Origin of the sequence: Rubellimicrobium thermophilum DSM 16684, from assembly GCF_000442315.1 — a bacterium.
GTDB classification, from domain to species: Bacteria; Pseudomonadota; Alphaproteobacteria; order Rhodobacterales; family Rhodobacteraceae; genus Rubellimicrobium; species Rubellimicrobium thermophilum.
Window position 1 is genome coordinate 233,609 of sequence record NZ_KE557321.1, and the last position, 21,771, is coordinate 255,379.

General features: G+C 68.6%; 17 protein-coding genes and 2 pseudogenes. 5 read left to right on the forward strand and 14 right to left on the reverse strand.

Annotation, left to right across the window (positions count from 1 at the left end):
• Positions 1 to 10 precede the first annotated feature (10 nt).
• The 7 genes from RUTHE_RS08960 to RUTHE_RS08990 form a co-directional block, all read right to left on the reverse strand.
• Entirely contained in the window at positions 11 to 649 is a 639-nt protein-coding gene (locus RUTHE_RS08960) for a L,D-transpeptidase (RefSeq protein ID WP_021098059.1), read from the reverse strand.
• A gap of 83 nt (positions 650 to 732) precedes the next feature.
• Positions 733 to 1,377, reverse strand: a complete 645-nt coding sequence (locus tag RUTHE_RS08965; RefSeq protein WP_021098060.1) for a L,D-transpeptidase — start codon at positions 1,375 to 1,377, stop codon at positions 733 to 735.
• Between the two features lie 87 nt (positions 1,378 to 1,464).
• Positions 1,465 to 2,256: a hypothetical protein gene (locus RUTHE_RS08970; protein ID WP_021098061.1), complete on the reverse strand. Its 792-nt coding sequence runs from the start codon at positions 2,254 to 2,256 to the stop codon at positions 1,465 to 1,467.
• A complete protein-coding gene (locus RUTHE_RS08975; protein ID WP_021098062.1) occupies positions 2,244 to 3,158 on the reverse strand; it encodes a hypothetical protein in 915 nt (304 codons plus the stop codon). The genes RUTHE_RS08970 and RUTHE_RS08975 overlap by 13 nt, the downstream gene beginning before the upstream one ends.
• A gap of 145 nt (positions 3,159 to 3,303) precedes the next feature.
• The gene (gene pnp / locus RUTHE_RS08980; RefSeq protein WP_021098063.1) at positions 3,304 to 5,442 is read right to left on the reverse strand and encodes a polyribonucleotide nucleotidyltransferase; all 2,139 of its coding nucleotides are present in this window, start codon (positions 5,440 to 5,442) and stop codon (positions 3,304 to 3,306) included.
• 188 nt (positions 5,443 to 5,630) lie between these two features.
• On the reverse strand, positions 5,631 to 5,900 hold the full coding sequence (gene rpsO / locus RUTHE_RS08985) for a 30S ribosomal protein S15 (protein WP_021098064.1): 270 nt from the start codon (positions 5,898 to 5,900) through the stop codon (positions 5,631 to 5,633).
• Between the two features lie 150 nt (positions 5,901 to 6,050).
• Complete coding sequence (locus tag RUTHE_RS08990; protein WP_021098065.1) at positions 6,051 to 7,529, reverse strand: NAD-dependent succinate-semialdehyde dehydrogenase; 1,479 nt, start codon at positions 7,527 to 7,529, stop codon at positions 6,051 to 6,053.
• A gap of 82 nt (positions 7,530 to 7,611) precedes the next feature.
• Between RUTHE_RS08990 and RUTHE_RS08995 the strand changes: the two genes are divergently transcribed.
• The 4 genes from RUTHE_RS08995 to RUTHE_RS09005 all read left to right on the forward strand — a co-directional run bounded on the left by RUTHE_RS08995 (position 7,612) and on the right by RUTHE_RS09005 (position 10,923).
• Entirely contained in the window at positions 7,612 to 8,160 is a 549-nt protein-coding gene (locus RUTHE_RS08995) for an alpha/beta hydrolase (RefSeq protein ID WP_021098066.1), read from the forward strand.
• Positions 8,145 to 8,405, forward strand: a complete 261-nt coding sequence (locus RUTHE_RS18295) for a hypothetical protein (protein ID WP_342662227.1) — start codon at positions 8,145 to 8,147, stop codon at positions 8,403 to 8,405. Before RUTHE_RS08995 ends, RUTHE_RS18295 begins: the two co-directional genes overlap by 16 nt.
• Before the next feature lie 207 nt (positions 8,406 to 8,612).
• Entirely contained in the window at positions 8,613 to 9,842 is a 1,230-nt protein-coding gene (locus RUTHE_RS09000; RefSeq protein WP_021098068.1) for an aminopeptidase P family protein, read from the forward strand.
• A gap of 214 nt (positions 9,843 to 10,056) precedes the next feature.
• Positions 10,057 to 10,923, forward strand: coding sequence for a L,D-transpeptidase (locus RUTHE_RS09005; RefSeq protein WP_021098069.1), 867 nt, complete (start codon positions 10,057 to 10,059; stop codon positions 10,921 to 10,923).
• Here RUTHE_RS09005 and RUTHE_RS09010 read toward each other — a convergent pair.
• Complete coding sequence (locus tag RUTHE_RS09010; protein ID WP_021098070.1) at positions 10,917 to 11,288, reverse strand: cupin domain-containing protein; 372 nt, start codon at positions 11,286 to 11,288, stop codon at positions 10,917 to 10,919. The two genes, RUTHE_RS09005 and RUTHE_RS09010, sit on opposite strands and share 7 nt — an antisense overlap.
• A gap of 306 nt (positions 11,289 to 11,594) precedes the next feature.
• Here RUTHE_RS09010 and RUTHE_RS09015 point away from each other — a divergent pair, with 306 nt between their 5' ends.
• Positions 11,595 to 12,215 (forward strand): DUF1523 family protein, encoded by a 621-nt coding sequence (locus RUTHE_RS09015; protein WP_021098071.1) that lies wholly within the window; start codon positions 11,595 to 11,597, stop codon positions 12,213 to 12,215.
• A 51-nt stretch (positions 12,216 to 12,266) separates the two neighbouring features.
• Here the strand turns inward: RUTHE_RS09015 and RUTHE_RS09020 are convergent.
• The 6 genes and pseudogenes from RUTHE_RS09020 to RUTHE_RS09045 all read right to left on the reverse strand — a co-directional run bounded on the left by RUTHE_RS09020 (position 12,267) and on the right by RUTHE_RS09045 (position 21,752).
• Positions 12,267 to 14,604, reverse strand: a pseudogene (locus tag RUTHE_RS09020) (aldehyde dehydrogenase family protein).
• A gap of 126 nt (positions 14,605 to 14,730) precedes the next feature.
• Positions 14,731 to 15,732: a deoxyribose-phosphate aldolase gene (gene deoC / locus RUTHE_RS09025; RefSeq protein WP_021098073.1), complete on the reverse strand. Its 1,002-nt coding sequence runs from the start codon at positions 15,730 to 15,732 to the stop codon at positions 14,731 to 14,733.
• A gap of 89 nt (positions 15,733 to 15,821) precedes the next feature.
• Positions 15,822 to 16,691 (reverse strand): NAD-dependent epimerase/dehydratase family protein, encoded by an 870-nt coding sequence (locus RUTHE_RS09030; protein ID WP_021098074.1) that lies wholly within the window; start codon positions 16,689 to 16,691, stop codon positions 15,822 to 15,824.
• Between the two features lie 11 nt (positions 16,692 to 16,702).
• Positions 16,703 to 17,887: an NAD(P)/FAD-dependent oxidoreductase gene (locus tag RUTHE_RS09035; protein ID WP_021098075.1), complete on the reverse strand. Its 1,185-nt coding sequence runs from the start codon at positions 17,885 to 17,887 to the stop codon at positions 16,703 to 16,705.
• Between the two features lie 5 nt (positions 17,888 to 17,892).
• The gene (locus RUTHE_RS09040; protein WP_021098076.1) at positions 17,893 to 19,521 is read right to left on the reverse strand and encodes a hydantoinase B/oxoprolinase family protein; all 1,629 of its coding nucleotides are present in this window, start codon (positions 19,519 to 19,521) and stop codon (positions 17,893 to 17,895) included.
• Between the two features lie 160 nt (positions 19,522 to 19,681).
• A pseudogene (locus tag RUTHE_RS09045) lies at positions 19,682 to 21,752 on the reverse strand (hydantoinase/oxoprolinase family protein).
• Between the last annotated feature and the right edge of the window lie 19 nt (positions 21,753 to 21,771).

Genomic DNA, 21,771 nt, shown 5'->3' on the forward strand with positions numbered 1-21,771 from the left:
GAGGGGCCGTTCATCTCACGTGGACGGCCGTCCCCAGCGGCACGCGATCGTAGAGGTCGATCGCGTGCTCGTTCACCAGCCGGATGCAGCCCGAGGAGAAGCTCTGCCCGATGGTCCAGGGCTGCGGGGTGCCGTGGATGCGGTACATCGTGTCGCGGCGTCCCTGATGGAGGTAGAGCGCCCGCGCCCCCAGCGGGTTGAGGGGATGTCCGCCCGGCAGGCCTGCGGCAAAGGGGCCGTAGACCTCCGGCTCGAGGCGGATCATGTTCGCGGTGGGCCTCCAGGGGGGCCATTCGGCCTTGCGCCCGACATGGGCCTGACCGCGGAAATTGCGCCCTGCCGCCCCGACGGCGATCTTGTAGCGCCGGGCCAGCCCGTCGGCCAGCGTCAGGTAGAGCCAGGTGTTCGCCGTATCGACATGAATCACGCCGGGCGTCAGGCCGGGATTGATGGCGACATCGGTGGGAAGCCATTCGCGCGGAAAGCGGATGACGGCGGGGGCCTGCTGCGCCGGCAGCGGCGAGGCCAGCAGGGCGCGGCACCGGCGGTCAGCAGGAATCGGCGGCGGGTCCGGATCATGGCTCGGGCCTCCTGTCTGGTGACGGAGGGCGATGGCAGCTCGCCGTCCCGTCAGGGCCGATTCTGCCATGGCGGGGGCGGGACAGGGGCGAGGGTTTCTCCGCCCCCCGGCCGAATCGGTGGAGTCCTGCCGATGCCCGGCCGGGATCCCGGTCAGTAGGCGTAGGCCGTCGCCCCCAGGGGCACACGGCGGTAGAGGTCGATGACGTGGCTGTTGTACATGCGGAAACAGCCGTTCGAGGCACGGCTGCCGATGGACGCCGGTTCGGTCGTGCCATGGACGCGGATCGCCGTGTCCCTGTCCCCCTGGTAGAAGTAGAGGGCACGCGCGCCCAGGGGGTTGCCTGGCCCCCCCGGCATCCCGTCGCGGTAGCGTTCGTAGCGGGCGGGGTTGCGGGCGATCATCTCTTCGGTCGGCCGCCAGGAGGGCCATTCGACCTTGCGCCCGATGGTGGCCCGCCCGCGCCAGCCGAGGCCTTCCTGCCCGACGGCCACGCCATAGCGGATTGCCCGATCGCCCGGCAGGATGAAGTAGAGGTGAAAGCTGTCGGTGACGATGTGGATGTCGTTGGGTTGCAGGCCGGGAACGACCGGGACGATGCGTGCCTGGAACCGGGGGGGAATCGGATAGTCGCCATCGAAGGGCGGCGGCAGAACGATATCGGTGTTGTCCAGGACGGTTTCGGGCGTGACGGTCAGGGTCAGCGGGCCGGATTCGGCGGCCAGAAGCGGCGGGGCGGCCAGGGCGGCGGCAGCGGCCGAGGCGGCGTTCCGGACAAAATGGCGACGCGACAACATCAGAACAGTCTCCGGGCAGGGGATGCGCACCGTGAGGGCCCTCGGGGCAGGCTACGATCCGATCGCTATGCCCGTGGGAAGAATGGATCAATCCTGTCCGGGGAACAAGACGGCATCCGGTGGCGTGGGGTGTGGCCCGGCGGTTGCGTCTTGGCCGCGGTGCGGATCAGGCCAGGGGATGCCATATCGCGCGATCATCGCCCGGATTGCGGGATCATTGCCGCCGCCGGTCAGGTTGACCGATCGCAGGCTCCGGTCCTGGCTGCCCTCCCATTCCAGGATGCGGGCACGGCCGCCGATCTTCGTGGCGGCAATCCCGGCCAGGCGGTGCATCCAGTGCATCCAGATGTCGTCATTGGCCGGGGACAGGGCGGTGAAGATCTCGGCTCTTGTCGCATCGGGGTGCAGGGCACCGGGGGCGTAGAGGGCGCCCATCACGCCGGTCAGGAACAGGCGGGGCGAGGTTCCGGGCGCGGCGATGTTGTGCTCCCAGTCGGCATAGGGCCGCGGCAGGCCATCGGGCGCCAGGCGGATGCGATGGGCGCGGTGGCAGGCGACGGCGGCCCCTGTCGCGGCTGCGGCAACCAGATGTTCGAGCCAGTCCGCGGGGTAATAGACATCGTCGTCGGCTGTGGCCACGAAAGCATCGGGATGAGCCAGCAGGGTGGGGATGCTCTTCTTGTAGGCACGCCAGGGGGGGCAGGTCCGGATCTCGAGGCCATCCCGTTTCAGGTCTGTCACGCCGGTCGGCAGGAGATCCTCGTCTCCCGGATCGAGCCACAGGATCACGGCATCGGGCTGAACCGTCTGCCGCAGGAGGGCCTGCAGGGTATGGGCGAGCGTGCCGAAGCGGGCGGGATAGCTGGTCAGCGACAACACGAGGGGCCGGGCCAGGCCATGCGGGCGGCCGCCGCCCGGGGGGCGGGCGGCAATCTCGGCCAGGGCGCGGGCCTGCCGGCGGCGGTGCTTGAAGCGGCGAAAGGCCTCTGCGACCATGAATTTTCCCAGGCCTTGCGCAGCCAGTCGACCTTGCCGATCCGGCGATACCAGCGATGCCCGCCGCCGGCCAGGACCTCGGTCATCTTGGGACGTCCGGCAAAGACCACGATCCGTGCGCCGGGCGGCGGGGCCGGGTCGCGCAGATAGCTGGCCAGATGGCGGGGCACGCAATGATTCTTGAAGCTCACGCACCATTCGCGCGGCCAGTAGTCCAGATGCCCATGGGCGGCGAGCTGGGCGCTCTGGAACTGCTGGCTGATCTCGTAGCGGGCCGTGGCGCCGGCGGGATCGGCCAGATAGGCATCCAGGATATAGGCATGCGCCCCGATCTCGAAGCGGAAGACGCTGGAATTGCCGACGCTGTGCAGAAAGCGGTCGCGCGCGGGGTTGAGGCGGCGCAGCGGCTTGGGCCGGAACAGGTCATCGTCGCGGATGATGCGGAAGGGCCCCGGCAGATCGAAGAAGGGTTCCAGATCGTCCACGATCACCAGATCGAGGTCCAGAAACAGGGCCGTTCCGCGCAGACCGGCCAGATCGCGGCGGAACAGGGCCAGCTTCCGCCAGCGGGTGTCGCCGTGACCGGGCGGCAGCCCCAGTTCGGGCAGCGGCAGCGCCTCGATCCCCGGTTCGAGGCCCGTGGCATCGTCCGTGAAGCAGATGAAGCGGTGGGGCCGAGCCAGATGTCGCCGCACGCCCCGGGCCAGGTTGTTCACATAGTCGGGGCCATAGATCCGGCCCCATTTCATGCACAGGATCAGAAGCGGGTCCCGGGGCGCCGTCATCTGTCAGTCCTTCCGCTGTCGTCCTTGGGCTAGCCATCGGCAGGGGTCTTGTCCACGCCGGCCCGGATGTCATCCGCAGGGATGAGACGAAAAACCCCGGGACGCGTCCCGGGGGTTCCGCAGGATCGGGGGGGGGTGCGGCCGATCACTCGGCGGCTGCCTCCTCTTCCTTTTTCAGCTCCTGCCCGGTCGTCTGATCGACGACCTTCATCGACAGGCGCACCTTGCCGCGGTCGTCGAAGCCCAGCAGCTTGACCCAGACCTCCTGCCCCTCCTTCAGGGCGTCGGAGGGGTGGTTCAGGCGCCGGTTCTCGATCTGGGAGACATGGACAAGGCCGTCGCGCTTGCCGAAGAAGTTCACGAAGGCGCCGAAATCCACGAGCTTGACGACAGTGCCGCGGTAGATCTTGCCCTCTTCGGGTTCGGCGACGATGGCATGGATCATGTCATGGGCCTTGCGGATCGCCTCGGGGTTGGAGGAGGCGATCTTGATCGTGCCGTCGTCGCTGATGTCCACCTTGGCGCCCGAGGTCTCGACGATCTCGCGGATGACCTTGCCGCCCGATCCGATCACCTCGCGGATCTTGTCGACGGGGATGGTCATGGTTTCGATGCGCGGCGCATGGATCGAGAAGGCATTGGCCGAGCTCAGCGCCTTGGCCATCTCGCGGAGGATGTGCAGCCGACCCTGCCGGGCCTGTTCGAGGGCCTTCTCCATGATGGCAGGGGTGATGCCCGCCACCTTGATGTCCATCTGGAGCGAGGTGATCCCCGCTTCGGTGCCTGCCACCTTGAAGTCCATGTCGCCCAGATGGTCCTCATCGCCCAGGATGTCGGTCAGGACGGCCCATTGGCCGTCCTTCTCGAGGACGAGGCCCATGGCGACACCGGCGACAGGGGCCTTGAGCGGCACGCCGGCATCCATCATCGACAGCGAGGCCCCGCAGACCGTGGCCATCGAGGACGAACCGTTCGATTCGGTGATCTCGGAGACCACGCGGATCGTGTAGGGGAAATCGGTGGGGGCGGGCAGCACCGCCTGCAGGGCCCGCCAGGCGAGCTTGCCATGGCCGATCTCGCGCCGGCCGGGGCTGCCCACGCGTCCGACCTCGCCCACGGAATAGGGCGGGAAATTGTAGTGCAGCAGGAAGTTGGACTTGAAATTGCCCATCAGCGAATCGACGAACTGTTCGTCATCGCCGGTCCCGAGCGTGGTCACGACCAGGGCCTGCGTCTCGCCGCGGGTGAACAGGGCGGATCCATGGGTGCGCGGCAGAAGGCCGGTCTCGCAGACGATCGGGCGGACCTGATCGAGGGGGCGCCCGTCGATGCGCCGGCCATTGCGGACGATGTCGCCGCGCAGCACATCGGATTCGAGCTTCTTGAAGGCCGGCCAGAGATTGGGGTCCTCCAGCTCCTCGGGGGTGAGCTGCGCCTTGACGGCCTCGATCGCGGCCTCGATGGCATCGCGCCGGGCGGCCTTCTCGCGGATGGCATAGGCCTCGCGCATCAGCGGCTCGCCGATTTCGCGCACGCGGGCGGCCAGCGCCGAATAGTCCTCGGGCTCGAATTCGAAGGGGTCCTTGGCGGCTTCCTCGGCCAGCTCGATGATCAGGTCGATCACCGGCTGCATCTGTTCATGGGCGAAGACGACGGCGCCCAGCATCTCCTTCTCGGAGAGCTCATAGGCCTCGGACTCCACCATCATCACGGCGCTCTTGGTCCCGGCGACGACAAGATCAAGCCGCTGTTCGGGCTTGAGGCGGATGTTCTGGATGTCCTCGGCCGAGGGGTTGAGCACATACTGCCCGTCCACGAAGCCCACGCGGGCTGCGCCGATGGGCCCGCGGAAGGGCACGCCCGACAGCGTCAGCGCCGCCGAGGCGGCAATCATGGCGACAATGTCGCTCTCATTGACCAGATCATGGGAGAGCACGGTGCACATGACGAGCACTTCGTTGCGGAACCCCTCCACGAAGAGGGGGCGGATCGGCCGGTCGATGAGGCGCGAGACGAGGGTCTCCCGTTCGCTCGGGCGTCCTTCGCGCTTGAAGTAGCCGCCGGGAATCTTGCCTGCGGCGTAGAACTTTTCCTGATAGTGAACCGTGAGAGGGAAGAAGTCCTGGCCGGGCTTGGGCGTCTTGGCATAGGTCACATTGGCCATCACCGAGGTTTCGCCCAGCGTGGCGATCACGCTGGCATCGGCCTGCCGGCCGATCTTGCCGGTCGAGAGCGTCAGGGTCTCGTTGCCCCAGCGGATCGATTTCTTCACTTCGTTGAACATGCGGATGTCCTTCCGGGCCGCGCTCGGCCCTCTTGCCCCCATTCGTCCGTTTTGTCCCAGGGGGGCGGGTTGCGGAGGGGCGCGCATCGGACGCAACCCCTGGCCCTCGTCGTCGCGGAGGCCGGTCGGGCCCGGCCGGTCTCCGTCCGTCTGGAAAGGGCCGCCCCCGGAGGGACGGCCCGGAATGGTCAGCGGCGCAGGCCGAGACGTTCGATCAGGGCCTGATAGCGCGCTTCGTCGCGGGACTTGAGATAGTCGAGCAGACGGCGGCGCTGCGCCACGAGCTTCAGAAGGCCGCGGCGGCCATGGTTGTCCTTGGCATGCACCTTGAAATGCTCGGTCAGCGTCGCAATGCGCGAGCTGAGGATCGCGACCTGCACCTCGGGCGAGCCGGTGTCGCCCGGCTTGGTCGCGAATTCCTTGAGGATGCGGGCTTTTTCTTCGACAGTGATCGACATCGGGTGACTCCTTCTTCGGTCCTGGGGTGACGGCACAAGCCGGGATGTCGTCCAGCAAGGCCCGGGGAAACCCCCCGCGCAGGGCGCGGAGGATGGGTGCCCATAGGGGAAAACGGCTCCGAAGGGAAGGGCGCATCACGCCCTTCTGTGTCAGATCTGCGTGCAGATGTATTTCATTTCCGTATAGTCCTCGATCCCGTGGCGCGATCCCTCGCGTCCGAAGCCGGACTGCTTGACCCCGCCGAAGGGGGCGACCTCGGTCGAGATGAGCCCGGTATTGACCCCCACCATCCCGTATTCGAGCGCCTCCTGCACCCGGATCACGCGCGAAAGGTCGCGGGCATAGAAATAGGCCGCAAGGCCGAAGATCGTGTCGTTGGCCTGGGCGATCACCTCGGCCTCGTCGGCAAAGCGGAAGAGGGGCGCGAAGGGACCGAAGGTTTCTTCCCTGGCGACCCGCATCTGGGGCGTGGCGTCGGCAAGGACGGTGGGCCTGAGGAAACGCCCCCCCAGCGGGTGCGGATCGCCGCCGGTCAGCACGCGCCCCCCCTTCTCCAGGGCATCCGCGACGAAACCGCACACCTTCTCCACCGCCCGGTCCTCGATCAGCGGGCCGAGATCCGTTCCCGGCTCGAGCCCGTCGCCGACGCGGAGCTTCTCAACCGCGGCCGTCAGGCGGCGGGCGAATTCGTCATAGACCCCCGCCTGCACATAGATGCGGTTGGCGCAGACGCAGGTCTGACCGTTGTTGCGGAACTTGGACAGGATCGCCCCCTGCACCGCGGCATCGAGATCGGCATCGTCGAAGACGATGAAGGGCGCATTGCCGCCCAGTTCCATCGAGCATTTCTTGATCTGATCCGCGGCCTGCCGCAGCAGGAGACGCCCCGTCTCCGTGGAGCCGGTGAAGGAGAGCTTGCGCACCTTCGGGTTCTCGCAGAACTCGAGGCCCACGCCCGAGGCGTCCGTCGAGGTCACGACCGACAGCACCCCCTTCGGCACGCCGGCCTCCTCGGCGAGCTTCGCCATGGCCAGCGCCGAAAGCGGCGTCTGGGCGGCGGGACGCGCGACGAAGGCGCAGCCTGCCGCGAGGGCGGGCGCCACCTTGCGCGCGATCATCGCATTGGGAAAGTTCCAGGGCGTGATCGAGGCCGCCACGCCGACCGGCTGGCGGATCACCGTCAGGCGCTTGTCGGGCAGATGACCGGGGATTGTCTCGCCGTAAAGGCGCTTGGCCTCCTCTCCGAACCATTCGATGTAGCTTGCGCCATAGAGCACCTCGCCTCTGGCCTCGGCCAGCGGCTTGCCCTGTTCGGCGGTCAGGATGGTGGCCAGGTCGTCGGCATGTTCGACCATGAGGTCGAACCAGCGGCGCAGCACGCGGGCGCGCTCCTTGCCGGATTTCGCGGCCCAGCCCTTCTGCGCGGCATGCGCGGCATCGATGGCGCGGGCGACATCCGCCCGGCTCAGATCGGCCACGCGGGCGATCACGTCGCCGCGGGCGGGATTGATCACCTCGAAGGTCCGTCCCCTCTCGGCCTCGACCCATTCGCCGCCCAGAAAGGCGCGCTCGCACAGCAGATCGGGGCGCTTGAGGCGCGAAGGCAGATCGGTGACGGTATCGAGCATGACGGCCTCCCTTGGGGAACGGCGTCGAGAGGACCACAGGCAACCGGCGCCGTCCAGTGGGGTGCCGCGGGGGGGGGGGGTGATGGCCGGGAGAACATGCGAGGACGATCTGAGCGAGGCCTATGCCAATGCCGCGCATATCCCCGACGGCGCCAGCTTTCCCGCACGCTGGGCTGCGGCTGCGGCGGCCTTCCGCGCGGCTCATCCGCCCCGGAAGCTCGCCCATGGCCCCCACCCGCGCGAGATCCTCGATCTCTACGAGCCCCCCGGCCGCCGTCCGGAAGGACTCGCCGTGATCATCCATGGCGGCTACTGGATGGCCTTCTCGCCTGCGGATTTCTCCCATCTCGCAGCCGGGGCGCTGGCGCGGGGCTGGGCGGTGGCCATGCCCGCCTACCCGCTCTGCCCGGAGCGCCGCATCCGCGACATCACCGCTTCCCTGGCCCGGGCGGTGGACCGGGCGGCCGAGGCAGTTCCGGGCCCGGTCGTGCTGTCGGGCCATTCGGCGGGGGGCATGCAGCGGCCCGCCTGGCCTGTCCCGATCTGCCCCTGGCCTGCCGGGGGCGGATTGCGCGGGTGGTTCCCGTCTCTCCCCTGGGCGACCTGCGGCCGCTTTTGCGCACGGGCCTGAACGCGACGCTGCGCCTCGATGCCGCCGAGGCCCTGGCCGAAAGCCCGGCTCTCCGTCCGCCTCCGGCCATGCCGGTCACGGTCTGGGTCGGCGCGGCAGAGCGCCCGGCCTTCGTCGATCAGGCGCGCCGTCTGGCCGCCGCCTGGGGCGCGGCCCTGGTGGAAGAGCCGGAGCGGCATCATTTCGACGTGATCGCGGGCTATGAGGATCCCACCCATCCCCTCGTCCGGACGCTGACCGGCTGACCGAAGGGCGGGGGAGTCTGCCTTTCCCGGCTCTTGCGCGGCGGGCGGGTCTGCGGCAGTCTGCCCGACAGGCATGCGGCGATGGCGTCGCCGCAAGGGCCGGCCGGCCCCGTCGCCTGCGGATGCCGCGCATCCGCTCCGTCCTGTACGCCGGGACCTTTCGGGGCCCGGCGCTGCGTCCGGGCCCCCGATCAGGGTCTGACGCCGATGAGCGTTCGTCTTTCCACTCTCTCCACGCCCCGCCCCGTCACATACCGCTTCCATCAGGGCGAGCGCGTGCTGCCCTTTGCCCCCGAGGAATACGAGGCCCGTCTGAAGGGTCTGCGCCGCATCATGGAGGAGGCGGGGGTCGAGGTGGCGGTTCTCACCTCGATGCACAACGTCGCCTATTATTCGGGCTTTCTCTATTGCGCCTTCGGGCGGCCCTATGCGCTGGTGGTGACGCCCGGACAGTCGGTCACGATCGCGGCGGGCATCGATGGGGGCCAGCCCTGGCGGCGCAGCCATGGCGACACTCTCACCTATACCGACTGGGCGCGCGACAATTTCTGGCGCGCCGTGGTCGAGGTGGCGGGCAGGGGCCGTCATGTCGGCCATGAGGGGGATCACCTGACCCTTGACCAGTCCGCGCGGCTCGATGCCTTCCTTGAGCCCCGTTCCCGCACCGACCTGGCCCCCGCCACCATGCGCCAGCGGATGCGCAAGTCCCCTGCCGAGATCGCCCTGATCCGACAGGGCGCCGAAGTGGCCGATCTCGGCGGCCACGCCATTCGCGACGCCATCCGCCCCGGTCTGCGCGAAATCGACGTGGCGATGGTCGGGCGCGACGCGATGGAGCGCGAAATTGCCCGCCGCTTTCCCGATGCCGAATACCGCGACACCTGGGTGTGGTTCCAGTCGGGCATCAACACCGATGGCGCGCACAACCCGGTCACGGGACGTGTGCTGCGTGTGGGCGACATCCTGTCGCTCAACTGCTTTCCGATGATTTCGGGCTATTACACCGCGCTCGAGCGGACGCTGTTCCTGCGCGAGGTGGACGAGGCCAGCCTGCGGATCTGGGAGGCCAACATCGCGGCCCACGAATACGGCATGAGCCTGCTGCGCCCCGGTGTGAGCTGCGCAGAGGTCACCCGGCGGATCAACGCCTTCCTCGAGGAGCGCGACCTGCTGCGTTACCGAAGCTTCGGTTACGGCCACTCCTTCGGCATCCTGTCGCATTATTACGGTCGCGAGGGCGCGCTCGAGCTGCGCGAGGACATCGACACCGTGCTCGAACCCGGTCATGTCGTCTCGATGGAGCCGATGCTGACCATCCCCGAAGGGATGCCCGGCGCCGGCGGCTACCGCGAGCACGACATTCTCGTGATCGGCGAGGACGGAGCCGAGGACATCACCCGCTATCCCTACGGACCCGGCTTCAACCTGGTCGGCTGAGGCAAGTTTCCCCCGCAAGGAGGGGGCGCGGGGCGGGCCGGGTGGACTCGGCCGCCCGGCCTGCTATCAAGGGCCGGAATTCCTTCTGCCAGAGGACCGTTTCCCATGATGCGAGCCTTGCCCGGCGCCCCGGCCCTTTTCGCACGTGGCCTGGCGCTCTGCGCGGCGCTGGCGCTGGCGGCCTGTGCCGCACCCCTCCCCGAGCAACCCCCCCATGCCGGAGGAGATCATCGGCGGGGTGCCGGCATCGCAGATCGTGCCGGGCTACGGCCTTCTGGAGGACATGGGCTATACGCTGCCGCCGGTTCCGCCCGAATATCTCCAGGGTGTCAACCGTCGCGCCTATGTCCCCTATCGCGGCGACGAACCGCCCGGGACCATCGAGATCGACCCGCACGCCAAGTTCCTCTACTGGATCGAGCCCGGCGGCATGGCCTGGCGCTATCCCATCGCTGTCGGGCGCGAGGGGCTGGGCATGAGCGGGCGGACCACCGTGGGACGCAAGGCCACCTGGCCCAGCTGGACCCCCACCGCCAACATGCTGCGCCGGGAGCCCGAGGTCTATGGCCCCTACCGCAACGGGGTGCCCGGGGGGCTGGCCTCGCCGCTGGGGGCGCGGGCCCTCTATCTCTACCGGGGCGGACGCGACACCTTCTACCGCATCCACGGCACCAACGACCTGTCCTCGATCGGCAATTCGGGATCGGCAGGCTGCATCCGCCTGTTCAACCATGACATCATCGACCTCTATGAGCGCGTGCCCAACGGCACCACGGTGGTGGTGCGCACGCTCGAGGATTCCATCCGTATCGAGGGACCGCTGATGGCCCGCCGCGGCATCGAGCTTCCGCCCTTCCACATCTCGCCCGAGCGTCTCTATGCCGGCGACACGACCCAGCGTCCTGCCATTCCGCAGGCCATGGTGCCCGAGATCTTCTACGGCAATCCCGAAGCCCAGATCGGTGTGACCTACATCCCCGATCAGGAAGACCTTGCCATTGCCGCCGCCCTGGGCATCGCGCCGCCGCCGGGCATCCAGCCGGTCCCGACGGGCGGCATGTCCGGCGGCACCGGCTACTGAAAGGGCGTTCCTGTCGGCCCAGGCAGCAGCACCACATAGTCCTTCACGGTCGTTTCCAGCACCTCCCAGGTGCCGCGGAATCCGGGGCGGATGACAAAGCTGTCGCCCGCGCGGACGATCCGCGCGGCGCCGCCGGTTTCGGCGATGACCGACAACCCCTCGAGAATACGGCAATATTCCCATTCGTCATAGGTGATGCGCCATTTGCCCGGCGTCGCCTGCCATATCCCGCAGGACAGCGCCCCGCGCGTCTCGATCTCCCAGAGAGAGAAGACCGGATCGCCGGCGATCACGGCTTCCGGCGCGGGGCGCGAGAGCACGGGCGGGGCGGCATTCCTCGACAGGAATCGGAACAGATCGGTCATCGGAACCTCCGTGCCATGGAGCGCGCCTTTGCTGGCGGCACGTCGTCTTGGCCGGGCCGATTCGGGGCTGAGGCCCCATCTTCTGCCGCGTCTTCTTTCACCTATCACGAAAAGCATCACGAAAACCGCTCTGCCATGCCAGGGCCGTCGTTCCATGACCCTGCCGGGGCAGGGGGAAGGTCCGCTCCCCGACCGGAGCGCCCGATCGGCGCAGCGGAAACCTCGCCGATGCGCCATCCCCTCTCTTGCCCATGGCGGGCACGCGGGGGCTGCTCTATCTCGTCCTGGCACAGTAGGGAGAACGCGATGCGTGCCGTGAAATGGATCCTGGGTCTGACCGTCCTGCTGCTTGCAGGGGCCTTTCTGCATTATGTCCTGCCCCGGCATGCGATCGTCTACATCACCTCTACCGAAAACCGGATCGTCTCGGCCGATGAGGTGCGGGGCTTCCGTGCCTTTTCCGATGCGACGGCCAGCACGGCCCAAGGGCGCCGCGTCGAGGACGTGTTCTTCATCAACACCACGCGACCGAACGGTCGGGTCCTCGTGTTCCGCAACGAGGATACGCGTTTCGGCTTTCCCTGGTACCTGAAATTCAACAGTGCGGATCTTCAGGCCCGTGCACAGGACATGGTCTCCAGCCAGGGGGAGCCGCGCTGGGTGGCGGTGCGCTATTACGGCTGGCGTATCCCCTATCTGTCGATGTTCCCCAATGCGGTCTCCCTGCGGCCGGTGGCTGGACCGGATGTGCGGATCGTTCCGTGGTTCAATATCCTGTTCTTCATCTTCCTGACTGCCGTCATCTGGGCGGTCTGGTCGCGTCTGCGCCGCTGGCGGCGCAGACGGCTCGATCCGGTGCGGGCCTCCTGGGAGACCGAGTCCCAGCGTCGGCAGGGGCTCTTCCGTCGCTGGTCCGGACGCGGCTGAGCCGGCCCCGCCGGATCCGCGGCCACCCCGCCCGAGCCCCGATCGAGGGCCTCACCCCTCTCCATAGGGGATCCAGATCGTCTTCACCTCGGTCGCGGCCTCGATGAGGCTGCGATCGTCCGGACGGGTCCAGTCGCGGATCCGGCTTTCCACCCAGGTCCGCTTGAGATTGCCGGCCGATTTCGCCTCGATCACCTGCGGCGAGGCCGTCGAGGAGAAGCTCCAGACCGCATCGATGTCCAGATGCGCCGCCAGCACCGGGGCCAGCTCCCGGTGGCTGCCGGTCAGGATGTTGACGAACCCCCCCCGGCAGATCCGATGTCTCGATCACCTGATAGAAATCCGTCGCGGCAAGGGGGAAGGGCTCGGAGGCCACGGCGACGACCCGGTTGCCGAGGGCGATGGCCGGTGCCGTCGTGGCAACGAGACCGAGAAGGGGGGATTCGTCGGGGCAGAGGATGCCGATGGTGCCCACCGGCTCCCGCATGGCAAGGGCGACCCCCCGGATCGGCACGCCGGCCGCGCGCCCGTCCACCTTGTCCGCCCAGGCAGCCCAGCGAAACAGGGTCCGGATCGCGGCTTCCACCTCTGCCTCGCCGCCGACACCAGTCATCGCCCGGAGCCGTGCGGCGAACTCGGTCGCGCGGGCCGACAGGTTCTCGGCCAGATAGTAGAGGATCTGGGCCCGGGCATGGCCCGCCTGTCGTCCCCAGACCCTGGCCGCATTCGCCGCCTCGACGGCGTTGCGGACATCCTTGCGGTTGGCGAGGCTCACATGGCCCAGAAGGGCACCCTTCGGCCCCCGGACGGGACGGGCATACCCGCCATCGGGCCGGACCTGTCTGCCGCCGATATAGAGCTTGGCCGTGCGGTCGATGGCATCGGTCGGCTCGCCCTCGCCCCCATGGGGCAGAACCGGCTTCAGCGGGCGCCCCGGCTCTGCAGCAGGACGGGTATAGGCCATCAGGCCTTCCCAACCCCCTTCGCGCCCGAAGCCCGATTCCCGCACCCCCCCGAAGGGAGCGGCGGCATCGAAGAGATTGGTTGCGTTGACCCAGACCACCCCGGCGGCCAGTTTCGGCGCCACATCGAGAGCAAGATTGACGTTCTCGGTCCACAGGGTCGCGGCAAGGCCGTAGCGGGTGTTGTTGGCCAGCTCCACGGCCTCGGCCGGGGTGCGGAAGGTCGTCCCGACCAGGACAGGCCCAAAGATCTCCTCCTGCATCAGGGGGTTGGCAGGCGACAGGCCGGTGATGAGGGTGGGAGGGTAGAAATATCCCCCGACCGGCAGCGGGCAGGCCGCGACATGGCGCTGGCCTTCCGTATTGGCCTCCACGAGGCGGGTGATGGTCGCCAGCTGCTCGGCCGAGACAATGGCGCCCACATCGATCGCCTTGTCGAGCGGATCGCCGATGCGGAGCTTGTCCATCCGCGCGCGCAGCTTGCGGTAAAAGATTTCCGCGATCCCTTCCTGCACCAGCAGACGGCTTCCGGCGCAGCAGACCTGGCCCTGGTTGAACCAGATGGCGTCCACCAGCCCTTCGACCGCCGAATCGAGGTCGGCATCGTCGAAGACGATGTAGGGCGACTTGCCCCCCAGCTCGAGCGTCAGCGCCTTGCCGGTGCCGGCCGTTGCTTCGCGGATGCGGCGGCCGACGGCGGTGGAGCCGGTGAAGGCGATCTTGTCCACATCGGCCGCCACGACCCGTTCGCCCACCGCGCCATCGCCCGTGACGATGTTGAGCACGCCCTTCGGCAGCCCGGCCTGACGGGAGAGATCGGCAAACAGCAGGGCGGTGAGGGGGGTCTGCTCGGCCGGCTTGAGCACGACCGTGTTGCCGGCCGCAAGCGCGGGCGCGACCTTCCAGGCCAGCATCAGGAGGGGGAAGTTCCAGGGGATGATCTGCCCGCAGACGCCCAGGGGAACGCGATCGGGCATCTCGGTTTCCATCAGTTCGGCCAGGCCGGCGTGGTGGTAGAAATGGCGCACCGCCAGGGGCACGTCGATATCGCGGCTTTCGCGGATCGGCTTGCCGTTGTCGAGCGATTCGAGCGTGGCGAAGAGACGGGACTGCTTCTGCAGAAGGCGCGCCAGGGCATAGAGGATGCGGGCGCGGCCGTGGCCGCCGAGAGCGGCCCATCCGGGCTGGGCCCGCCGGGCGGCACGCACGGCGCGGTCCACGTCGCCCTGCGTGGCCTGCGTGACATGGGCCAGCACCTCGCCGGTGGCGGGGTTGGTGGAGGCGAAGGTCTCGCCCGGCTTGCGGAAGGCGCCATCGACGAAGCAGCCGAAACGGCCGCCATGGGCCGCGATCCAGGCGCGCGCTTCGCCCGTTCCCTCCGGCGCGGGGCCCCAGTCCATCGTCTCGAAGATCTCCTTGATGCTCATCCGGGCCTCTCCTTGCGGGCGGATTCGCCCTCTGACGGATTCACGCTGACAGGAAAGGGTTAAGAATGTCCTGCAGCACCGCGCGGTGGGTGGTTCATGCGTTGCGCGCAGAGTGGTTAACGCCGCTCATGCCAGCGCATGCCGCCAGGCGGCGGAATAAGCCCCGCTGACATGATGCTCGAGCTGGCGTTCGATATCGCCCAGCAGGCTCGAGGCGCCGAAGCGGAACAGGTCGGGGCGCAGCCAGCGATCGCCCAGCTCCTCCTTGACGAGGGCGAGATAGGTCAGCGCGTCCTTGGCCTTGGCGATGCCGCCCGCGGGCTTGTAGCCGACGCGGATCCCCGTCGCCTCGTGATAGTCGCGGATCGCGCGGAGCATGACCAGCGTGACGGGCAGCGTGGCGTTGACGCTTTCCTTGCCCGTCGAGGTCTTGATGAAGTCGGCCCCCGCCATCATGCAGACCAACGAGGCCCGGGCCACATTGCGCAATGTCCCCAGCTCTCCGGTGGCGAGGATCGCCTTCATGTGGGCCTCTCCGCAGGCCTCGCGCATCAGGCGCGTTTCCTCGTAGAGGGCCTGCCAGTTCCCCGTCAGCACATGGCGGCGCGAGATGACGATGTCGATCTCTGCCGCCCCGGCGGCAACGCTTTCGCGGATCTCCTCGAGACGCAGGCGGAAGGGGGACAGACCGGCAGGAAAGCCGGTGGAGACGGCGGCCACGGGAATGCCCGAGCCCTTCAGCGCCTCGACCGCCGTCGGCACCATGTCGTGATAGACGCAGACCGCCGCGACGGTCAGCCCTTCCATCCCCAGCGCCGCAAGAAGACGCGGCGAGACGGGGCTGCGCGCCTTGGCGCAGAGGCGGCGGACGCGACCTTCGGTATCGTCGCCCGACAGCGTCGTCAGGTCGATCAGCGAGATCGCCCGGCAGAGCCAGGCGGCCTGCCACTCCTTCTTGACCGAGCGGCGACCGGGCAGGGTGGCTGCGCGCCGTTCGATGGCCGAGGTGTTGGCCTGCAGCCGCCGGACCCAGCCGAGATCAAGAGGGATTCCCTCGTTGCGCGGGGCATGGACGGCCGGCAGGCCCGCCGCCTCGGCAGTGAGAGTGTGGGGTCGATCGATCTGCATGGGCTCCGCCCTCCCTGCGGATGGGATGATGTCGCATGGCTGGGCGGGGGCTGTCCAGATTTGACCGGGCGGTCAAATCCCGTCCGGCTTCAGCTCTCCTCCGCCGTCGGCTCTGCTGTCTGTCCCCCCGTGAGGCCACCGCTCGTGGCGGCGGCAAGCCCGCCCTGCCCGAGGGGGCCCGAGGCGAAGGGCCCCCCGAGGCGCGACTGGGCGAGATCCGTCGGATCGGGCCGTGCCGCCGCGAGCAGCTCGGGCGCCTTCCATTCGGCATTGTCCTTCGGACGGTAGCCGAGAAAGGCCGCCCGGGCATTGTCCACCGGGCAGCGGTCATTGGCCGAGACGCCATAGACGACGGTGAAACCGGTGACGGGCGTGTCCACCGCCCGCTCGACGAGATGGATCAGGTCCGGATAGCTCAGCCAGGTGCCCAGATGACGGGCGTTCTGCGGCTCCGGCACGGCCGAGAGGATGCGCAGACAGACCGCCTCCATCCCCCGCTTCTCCCAGTAGAGCCGCGCGAGATCCTCGGCGAAACACTTGGCGAGGCCATAGAAGGTGTCCGGCCGGTGGGGGACGTCGGGGCCGATTCCGGCCCCCACCTCCCACATGCCGACGGCATGGATCGAGGAGGCATAGATGACGCGCCGCGCGCCGGCAGCGTGGGCGGCCTCCCACACATTGTAGGCGCCCACGAAATTGGGGCCCAGAAGCTCCATGAAGGGGCGTTCATCGACGATGGCGCCGAAATGGACGACCATCTCGGCCCCCTCCATCAGGGGGGCTACCTCCTCCATCCGGGCCAGATCGGCCCGCGCCCAGTCCTCGTTGGGCAGCAGATCGCCCCGGCGGGGGGCGATGTCGGTGGACAGGAGCCGCTCGCACATCCGCGAGAGCGGCTCCCGCAGCAGATGGCCGAGGGCGCCGGCCGCACCGGTGAGAACGATCTTGCGCAGGGTCATGGGCAGGGCCTTCAGATGATGGCGCGTTCGGGCAGGCGCTCGCCCCGCAGGACGCGCGCCCAGCCGAGCGGCGAGAGGTCGAGGGTCAGATAGCGGCCATGGACGATCCATTCGGCCAGGCCGCGCCCCACGGCGGGGGCCTGCTGGAAGCCGTGCCCGGAAAAGCCCGCTGCGGTGAGCAGATTCGGCACATCGGGATGCGGGCCGAGGACGGCGTTCTGGTCGAGGGTCTGGTAGTCGTACTGACCGACCCAGGTCCGGATCACGCGCAGCCTCTCGAAGACGGGAATGCGCGCCGCAATGGTGGGCCAGACGAGATCCTCCCAGGCGTCTTCGGACATTGTGAAATCGTCCGGGTCGGCGGCTGGATCCGGGTCGGGGGTGAAGCCTGACAGGTAATAGGCCCCGTCGCTGCGCATGAAGACGCCGTTCGGTTCGATCACCAGCGGCAGATCCTGCCCGAGGCTTTCGGCCGCAAAGAGGATCGACAGGCGCTTGCGTGGCTCCACGGGCAGGCTCAGCCCCGCCATCGCGGCGACCTGCGGGCTGCGGGTGCCCGCGGCGTTGACGACCTGGCCCGCGGCCACCCGCGCGCCCGAGGCGAGGCGGACATGCGTCACGCGCCCCTGCGCGATGTCGAGGCCCACGACCTCGTCATGGATGTATTCCACGCCCATGCCCCTGGCCTTGCGCCGGAACCAGTCGAAGACGGTCGCCCCGTCGAAATAGCCTTCGTCCACGGGATTGTGCGAGCCGCAGACAAGGCCCGACACCTCCATGAAGGGCCATCGTGCTTGGATCTCTGCCGGGGTCAGGATCCGTGTCGCCGCGCCCAGGCCGTTCTGCATGGCCGCGTTGTCGCGCAGCACCGCGGCGAAATCCTCGGTATCGGCCAGATAGAGATAACCGAAACTCTGCAGCCGCGGCACGGGGGCGTCGGGGTCGTCCATCCAGGCTGGAAAGTCCTTGATGAACTCTGCCCCGAAGCGCGAGATCAGCACATTGATCGGCGAGCCGAACTGCTGGCGGATGCAGGAATGCGAGAGGGTCGAGGCCGCCTTCGCATAGGTCGGATCGCGTTCGACCACGAGGATGCGGCCCGTAAAGGCCGGATCGCGGGCCGTCCACCAGGCGATCGCCGAGCCGATCATCGCCCCGCCGACGATCACCACATCATAGGAGCTGTGCGCGGGCATCGCCCTCAACCCTTCCAGCCATAGTCGCGGCGCGCGGCCTCCTCGGAGACATAACCCAGCCGCAGGTCGCGGGCGATGGCCTGCGCATCGCGGTCCCGCGGGGGGCCCATGCCGCCGCCGCCGGGAAAGGCCAGGCGCACCGTCTGCCCCTCCGGCACGCGGAATCGGGCCTTGGCCGGGAAGGCGGTGCCATCCGACAGCTCCACCACCGTGGGGGCTCCATCCGCCCCGCCATGCCGCCCGCGCGGCGGATGCTTCATGCGGTCGAACTGGGCACGGAACTCCATCGACCAGCCGGGGCGGGGGCCGACCTCCATGCATTGTCCCAATCCGCCGCGGAAACGCCCCGCCCCGCCCGAATCGGGGCGCAGCTCCTTGCGCCAGATGATCACGGGGCCGGCATGTTCCGTCGCCTCCACCGGCATCGTCATCACCCCCGAGGGGAAGGCTGTGGCATTGAGCCCGTCGAGCGCCGGTCGCGCGCCGGTGCCGCCCGAGTTGAAGGTCAGCACCTCGGCCCGTTCCCCGGCGGCGTTCCACAGCGAGACCTGGAAGTTGCAGAGCGCGCCGGCCCCTTCGGCCGGCACGCGGCCGGGCAGGATGCGGTCGAGCGCGCCGAACACCGTATCCGGGATCAGATGGCCGATCACATGACGCAGGGCGACGGGGGCGGGGCGCTGGGCGTTCAGGATCGTGTCCGGCGGCGCGGTGATCACGAAAGGCGCCAGCGAGCCGGCATTGTTCGGCACCTCGGGCGCGATGGCGATCTTGAGCGCATAGGCCCCATAGGCCTGAGTATAGATCAGCGGCACATTGATGCCCTTGGGGTCCGGCCCCGAGCTGCCCGCAAAGTCGCAATGCACGCTGCGTTCGCCGATCTCCACGCGACAGGCGAGCCGGATGGGCGTGGCATAGCCGTCCGTGACCATGACATTGGAGGCCGAGGCCCCGCGGGGCAGGGCGGCGATGGCGGCCTCGGTCGCAGCGCGGGAGCTGTCGACGATGAAATCGGCCAGATCCTCGATATCGGCGAGGGCATATTCGTCGAGCATCGCCCGCAGGCGCCGGACTCCGACATCGTTGCAGGCGGCCAGCGCGTAGAGATCCCCCACGACCTGATCGGGTTCGCGCACATTGCGGCGCAGCAGCGCGATCAGCGTGCGGTCCACGCGGCCGCGGTCGGCAAAGCGCATGATGGGAATCTGGAACCCTTCTTCATAGAGCGATTCGCCATCCGCGCCGAAGCCGCGCCCGCCGATGTCCACGATATGCGCCGTGCAGGCGAAGAAGCCGACATGGACCCCGCGATGGAAGACGGGCGTGCAGACGGTGATGTCATGCAGATGGCCCGTGCCCATCCAGGGATCATTGGTGACATAGGTGTCGCCTTCGGCCATCGTCTCCGCCCCGATCTCGCGGATGAAGTGCTTCACCGCCTCTGCCATGGCGTTGACATGCCCCGGCGTGCCGGTGACCGCCTGGGCCAGCATCCGCCCCCGCCGGTCATAGACCCCGGCGGAGAGATCCCCCGCCTCGCGCACGGAGGTGCTGAAGGCCGTGCGCACAAGCGCCTGGGCCTGCTCCTCGACGATCGAGACGAGGCGGTTCCACATGATCTGGCGGGCGACGGTCATGCCGGGCTCCCCTGGTTGCGGATGGGGGCAGGATCGCAGGGCGGGGTTGACGAATCCCTGCCGGACCGCGCGTTGCGCGGCGCTGCAGCGAGAGGGCCAAAACCCTGATCGGGCAGGACAAAAGTGTTAACGCCGGATTCACGAGCGGCGCGAGGGGCAGTCATGCCGGGTCCCTCCGGATGTCGAGCACGCCATCGGCCCGGCCCATGACGGTGAAACCGGCGGGGACGATGACGGTGGTCTCGGCCTCGGTCACGGCGAGGGGGCCGCGGGCAAAGGCCCCGTCCGTCAGCGATTCGCGCGCGATTTCCTGCCCGTCGGTCCAGCGGGCGGCGACGGGATCCCAGAGCCGGCGGGGCTTGCCGCTGATCTCCTCTCGGCGGGGCGGCTCCGGCGTGGGGACAGGGGCGGGCAGCGGGGTTGCGGCATTCACGGCCCAGACGGTGATCTCCACGGGCAGGCCCTCCACGGCGCGGCCGAACAGGGCGGCGTAATCCGCCGTGAAGCGGGCCAGAAGACCTTCGGCAGTGGGCGAACGGGCCAGATCCCCATCGAGCGGGACGGGAATCTCCCATCCCTGACCCTTGTAGCGCATGTAGAGCTTGACATCCGTCACGATGGAGGCCCGGGGATCGCAGGAGCGGACAAAGGCCGAGGCTTCTGTCGTCAGCTCCGCAAGGATCGCCGCCGCGGCCTCCGCATCGAAGGCATCAAGACGCATGTAGACGCTGCGCGTGGCCTCGAAGGCGTAGGGCGCCTTGAGAAAGCCGATGGCCGATCCCACACCCGCCCCCGGCGGCACCAGAAGCCGGTCGATGCCCAGTTTCTCGCACAGGCGGGCCGCATGGAGGGGCGCCGCCCCGCCGAAGGCGATCATCGTGTAGCGGGCCAGATCCTCGCCATTCTCGACGGCATGGACGCGGGCGGCATTCGCCATGTTCTCGTCCACCATCTCGGAGACGCCATAGGCCGCCTGCACGGGATCGAGGCCGAGGCGCTCTCCCACATGGGTCTTCAGGGCCGCGGCGGACCGATCGGGATGCAGAGGGATCGAGCCGCCGGCAAAGTTCGCGGGGTCGAGCCGGCCGAGCAGCAGATCGGCATCCGTCACCGCCGGGCGCGTGCCGCCGCGGCCATAGGCGGCGGGTCCCGGTTCGCTGCCGGCGCTTTCGGGGCCGACCTGGATGCGGCCCAGCCCGTCCACATGCGCCAGGCTGCCGCCGCCCGCCCCGATCTCCACCATGTCGATGACGGGGATCGAGATGGGCATCCCCGAACCCTTCTTGAAGCGCCAGCTGCGGGCCACCTCGAAGACGCGGGCGGTCTTGGGGGCCCCGTCGCGGATCAGACAGATCTTGGCCGTCGTGCCCCCCATGTCGAAGGACAGCACGCGGTCGAGCCCGTGACGGCGCGCCACGTCGGCGGCGAAGATCGCGCCCCCCCGCGGGGCCGGATTCCACGAGACGGACCGGGAAGGTCGCCGCCGTGTCGATCGAGACGATGCCGCCGCCCGAATGCATCAGGAAGATCGGGCAGCGCGCCCCCCTCTCGGCCAGCCTGTCACGCAGGCGGGAGAGATAGCTCTCCATCATCGGGCGGACATAGGCATTGGCGCAGGTGGTGTTGAAGCGTTCGTATTCCCGCATCTGCGGCGAGACCTCGCAGGAGAGCGAGACCGACAGATGCGGCAGACGTTCGGCCAGGACCTCGCGCACGAGATATTCATGATCGGGGCGCAGATAGCTGTGCAGGAACCCCACGGCGACGGACTGGAAGCCCTCCAGACGCGGCACCAGCGCCTCGACCTCGGCCCGGTCGAGCGGGCGCAGCACAGTGCCCCCGGCATCCACCCGCTCCCGCAGGGTGAAGCGGGCATCGCGCGGGATCAGCGGTTCGGGCAGGACGAGATTGAGGTCATACTGCTCGAAGCGGCTTTCGGTCCGCATCTCGATGACGTCGCGGAAGCCTTCCGTGGTGATGAGAGCCGTTCGCGCCCCGCGCCGCTCGATCAGCGCATTGGTGGCCAGTGTCGTGCCATGGATGATCCGGGTGAGGGCCGCAGGCGAAAGGCCCGCCTTGCGGCAGACACGCTCCATCCCCTCGAGGATCGCGTCCTCGGGGGCAGCGTAGGTGGTCAGGACCTTGGTGGAGTGCAGGCGTCCGCCCGCCTCGAGCACCACGTCCGTGAAGGTTCCGCCGATATCGACGCCGAGATTGATGCTGTCCGTCATGGTGAGGCGGACGCTAGCG

What these genes read in the sequence shown, in the direction of transcription:
- RUTHE_RS08960 (WP_021098059.1), bottom strand. Translation starts at nt 649, where the DNA reads ATGGCAGAATCGGCCCTGACGGGACGGCGAGCTGCCATCGCCCTCCGT.
- RUTHE_RS08965 (WP_021098060.1), bottom strand. Translation starts at nt 1,377, where the DNA reads ATGTTGTCGCGTCGCCATTTTGTCCGGAACGCCGCCTCGGCCGCTGCC.
- RUTHE_RS08975 (WP_021098062.1), bottom strand. Translation starts at nt 3,158, where the DNA reads ATGACGGCGCCCCGGGACCCGCTTCTGATCCTGTGCATGAAATGGGGC.
- pnp (WP_021098063.1), bottom strand. Translation starts at nt 5,442, where the DNA reads ATGTTCAACGAAGTGAAGAAATCGATCCGCTGGGGCAACGAGACCCTG.
- rpsO (WP_021098064.1), bottom strand. Translation starts at nt 5,900, where the DNA reads ATGTCGATCACTGTCGAAGAAAAAGCCCGCATCCTCAAGGAATTCGCG.
- RUTHE_RS08990 (WP_021098065.1), bottom strand. Translation starts at nt 7,529, where the DNA reads ATGCTCGATACCGTCACCGATCTGCCTTCGCGCCTCAAGCGCCCCGAT.
- RUTHE_RS08995 (WP_021098066.1), top strand. Translation starts at nt 7,612, where the DNA reads ATGGCCGGGAGAACATGCGAGGACGATCTGAGCGAGGCCTATGCCAAT.
- RUTHE_RS09000 (WP_021098068.1), top strand. Translation starts at nt 8,613, where the DNA reads ATGAGCGTTCGTCTTTCCACTCTCTCCACGCCCCGCCCCGTCACATAC.
- RUTHE_RS09005 (WP_021098069.1), top strand. Translation starts at nt 10,057, where the DNA reads ATGCCGGAGGAGATCATCGGCGGGGTGCCGGCATCGCAGATCGTGCCG.
- RUTHE_RS09010 (WP_021098070.1), bottom strand. Translation starts at nt 11,288, where the DNA reads ATGACCGATCTGTTCCGATTCCTGTCGAGGAATGCCGCCCCGCCCGTG.
- RUTHE_RS09015 (WP_021098071.1), top strand. Translation starts at nt 11,595, where the DNA reads ATGCGTGCCGTGAAATGGATCCTGGGTCTGACCGTCCTGCTGCTTGCA.
- deoC (WP_021098073.1), bottom strand. Translation starts at nt 15,732, where the DNA reads ATGCAGATCGATCGACCCCACACTCTCACTGCCGAGGCGGCGGGCCTG.
- RUTHE_RS09030 (WP_021098074.1), bottom strand. Translation starts at nt 16,691, where the DNA reads ATGACCCTGCGCAAGATCGTTCTCACCGGTGCGGCCGGCGCCCTCGGC.
- RUTHE_RS09035 (WP_021098075.1), bottom strand. Translation starts at nt 17,887, where the DNA reads ATGCCCGCGCACAGCTCCTATGATGTGGTGATCGTCGGCGGGGCGATG.
- RUTHE_RS09040 (WP_021098076.1), bottom strand. Translation starts at nt 19,521, where the DNA reads ATGACCGTCGCCCGCCAGATCATGTGGAACCGCCTCGTCTCGATCGTC.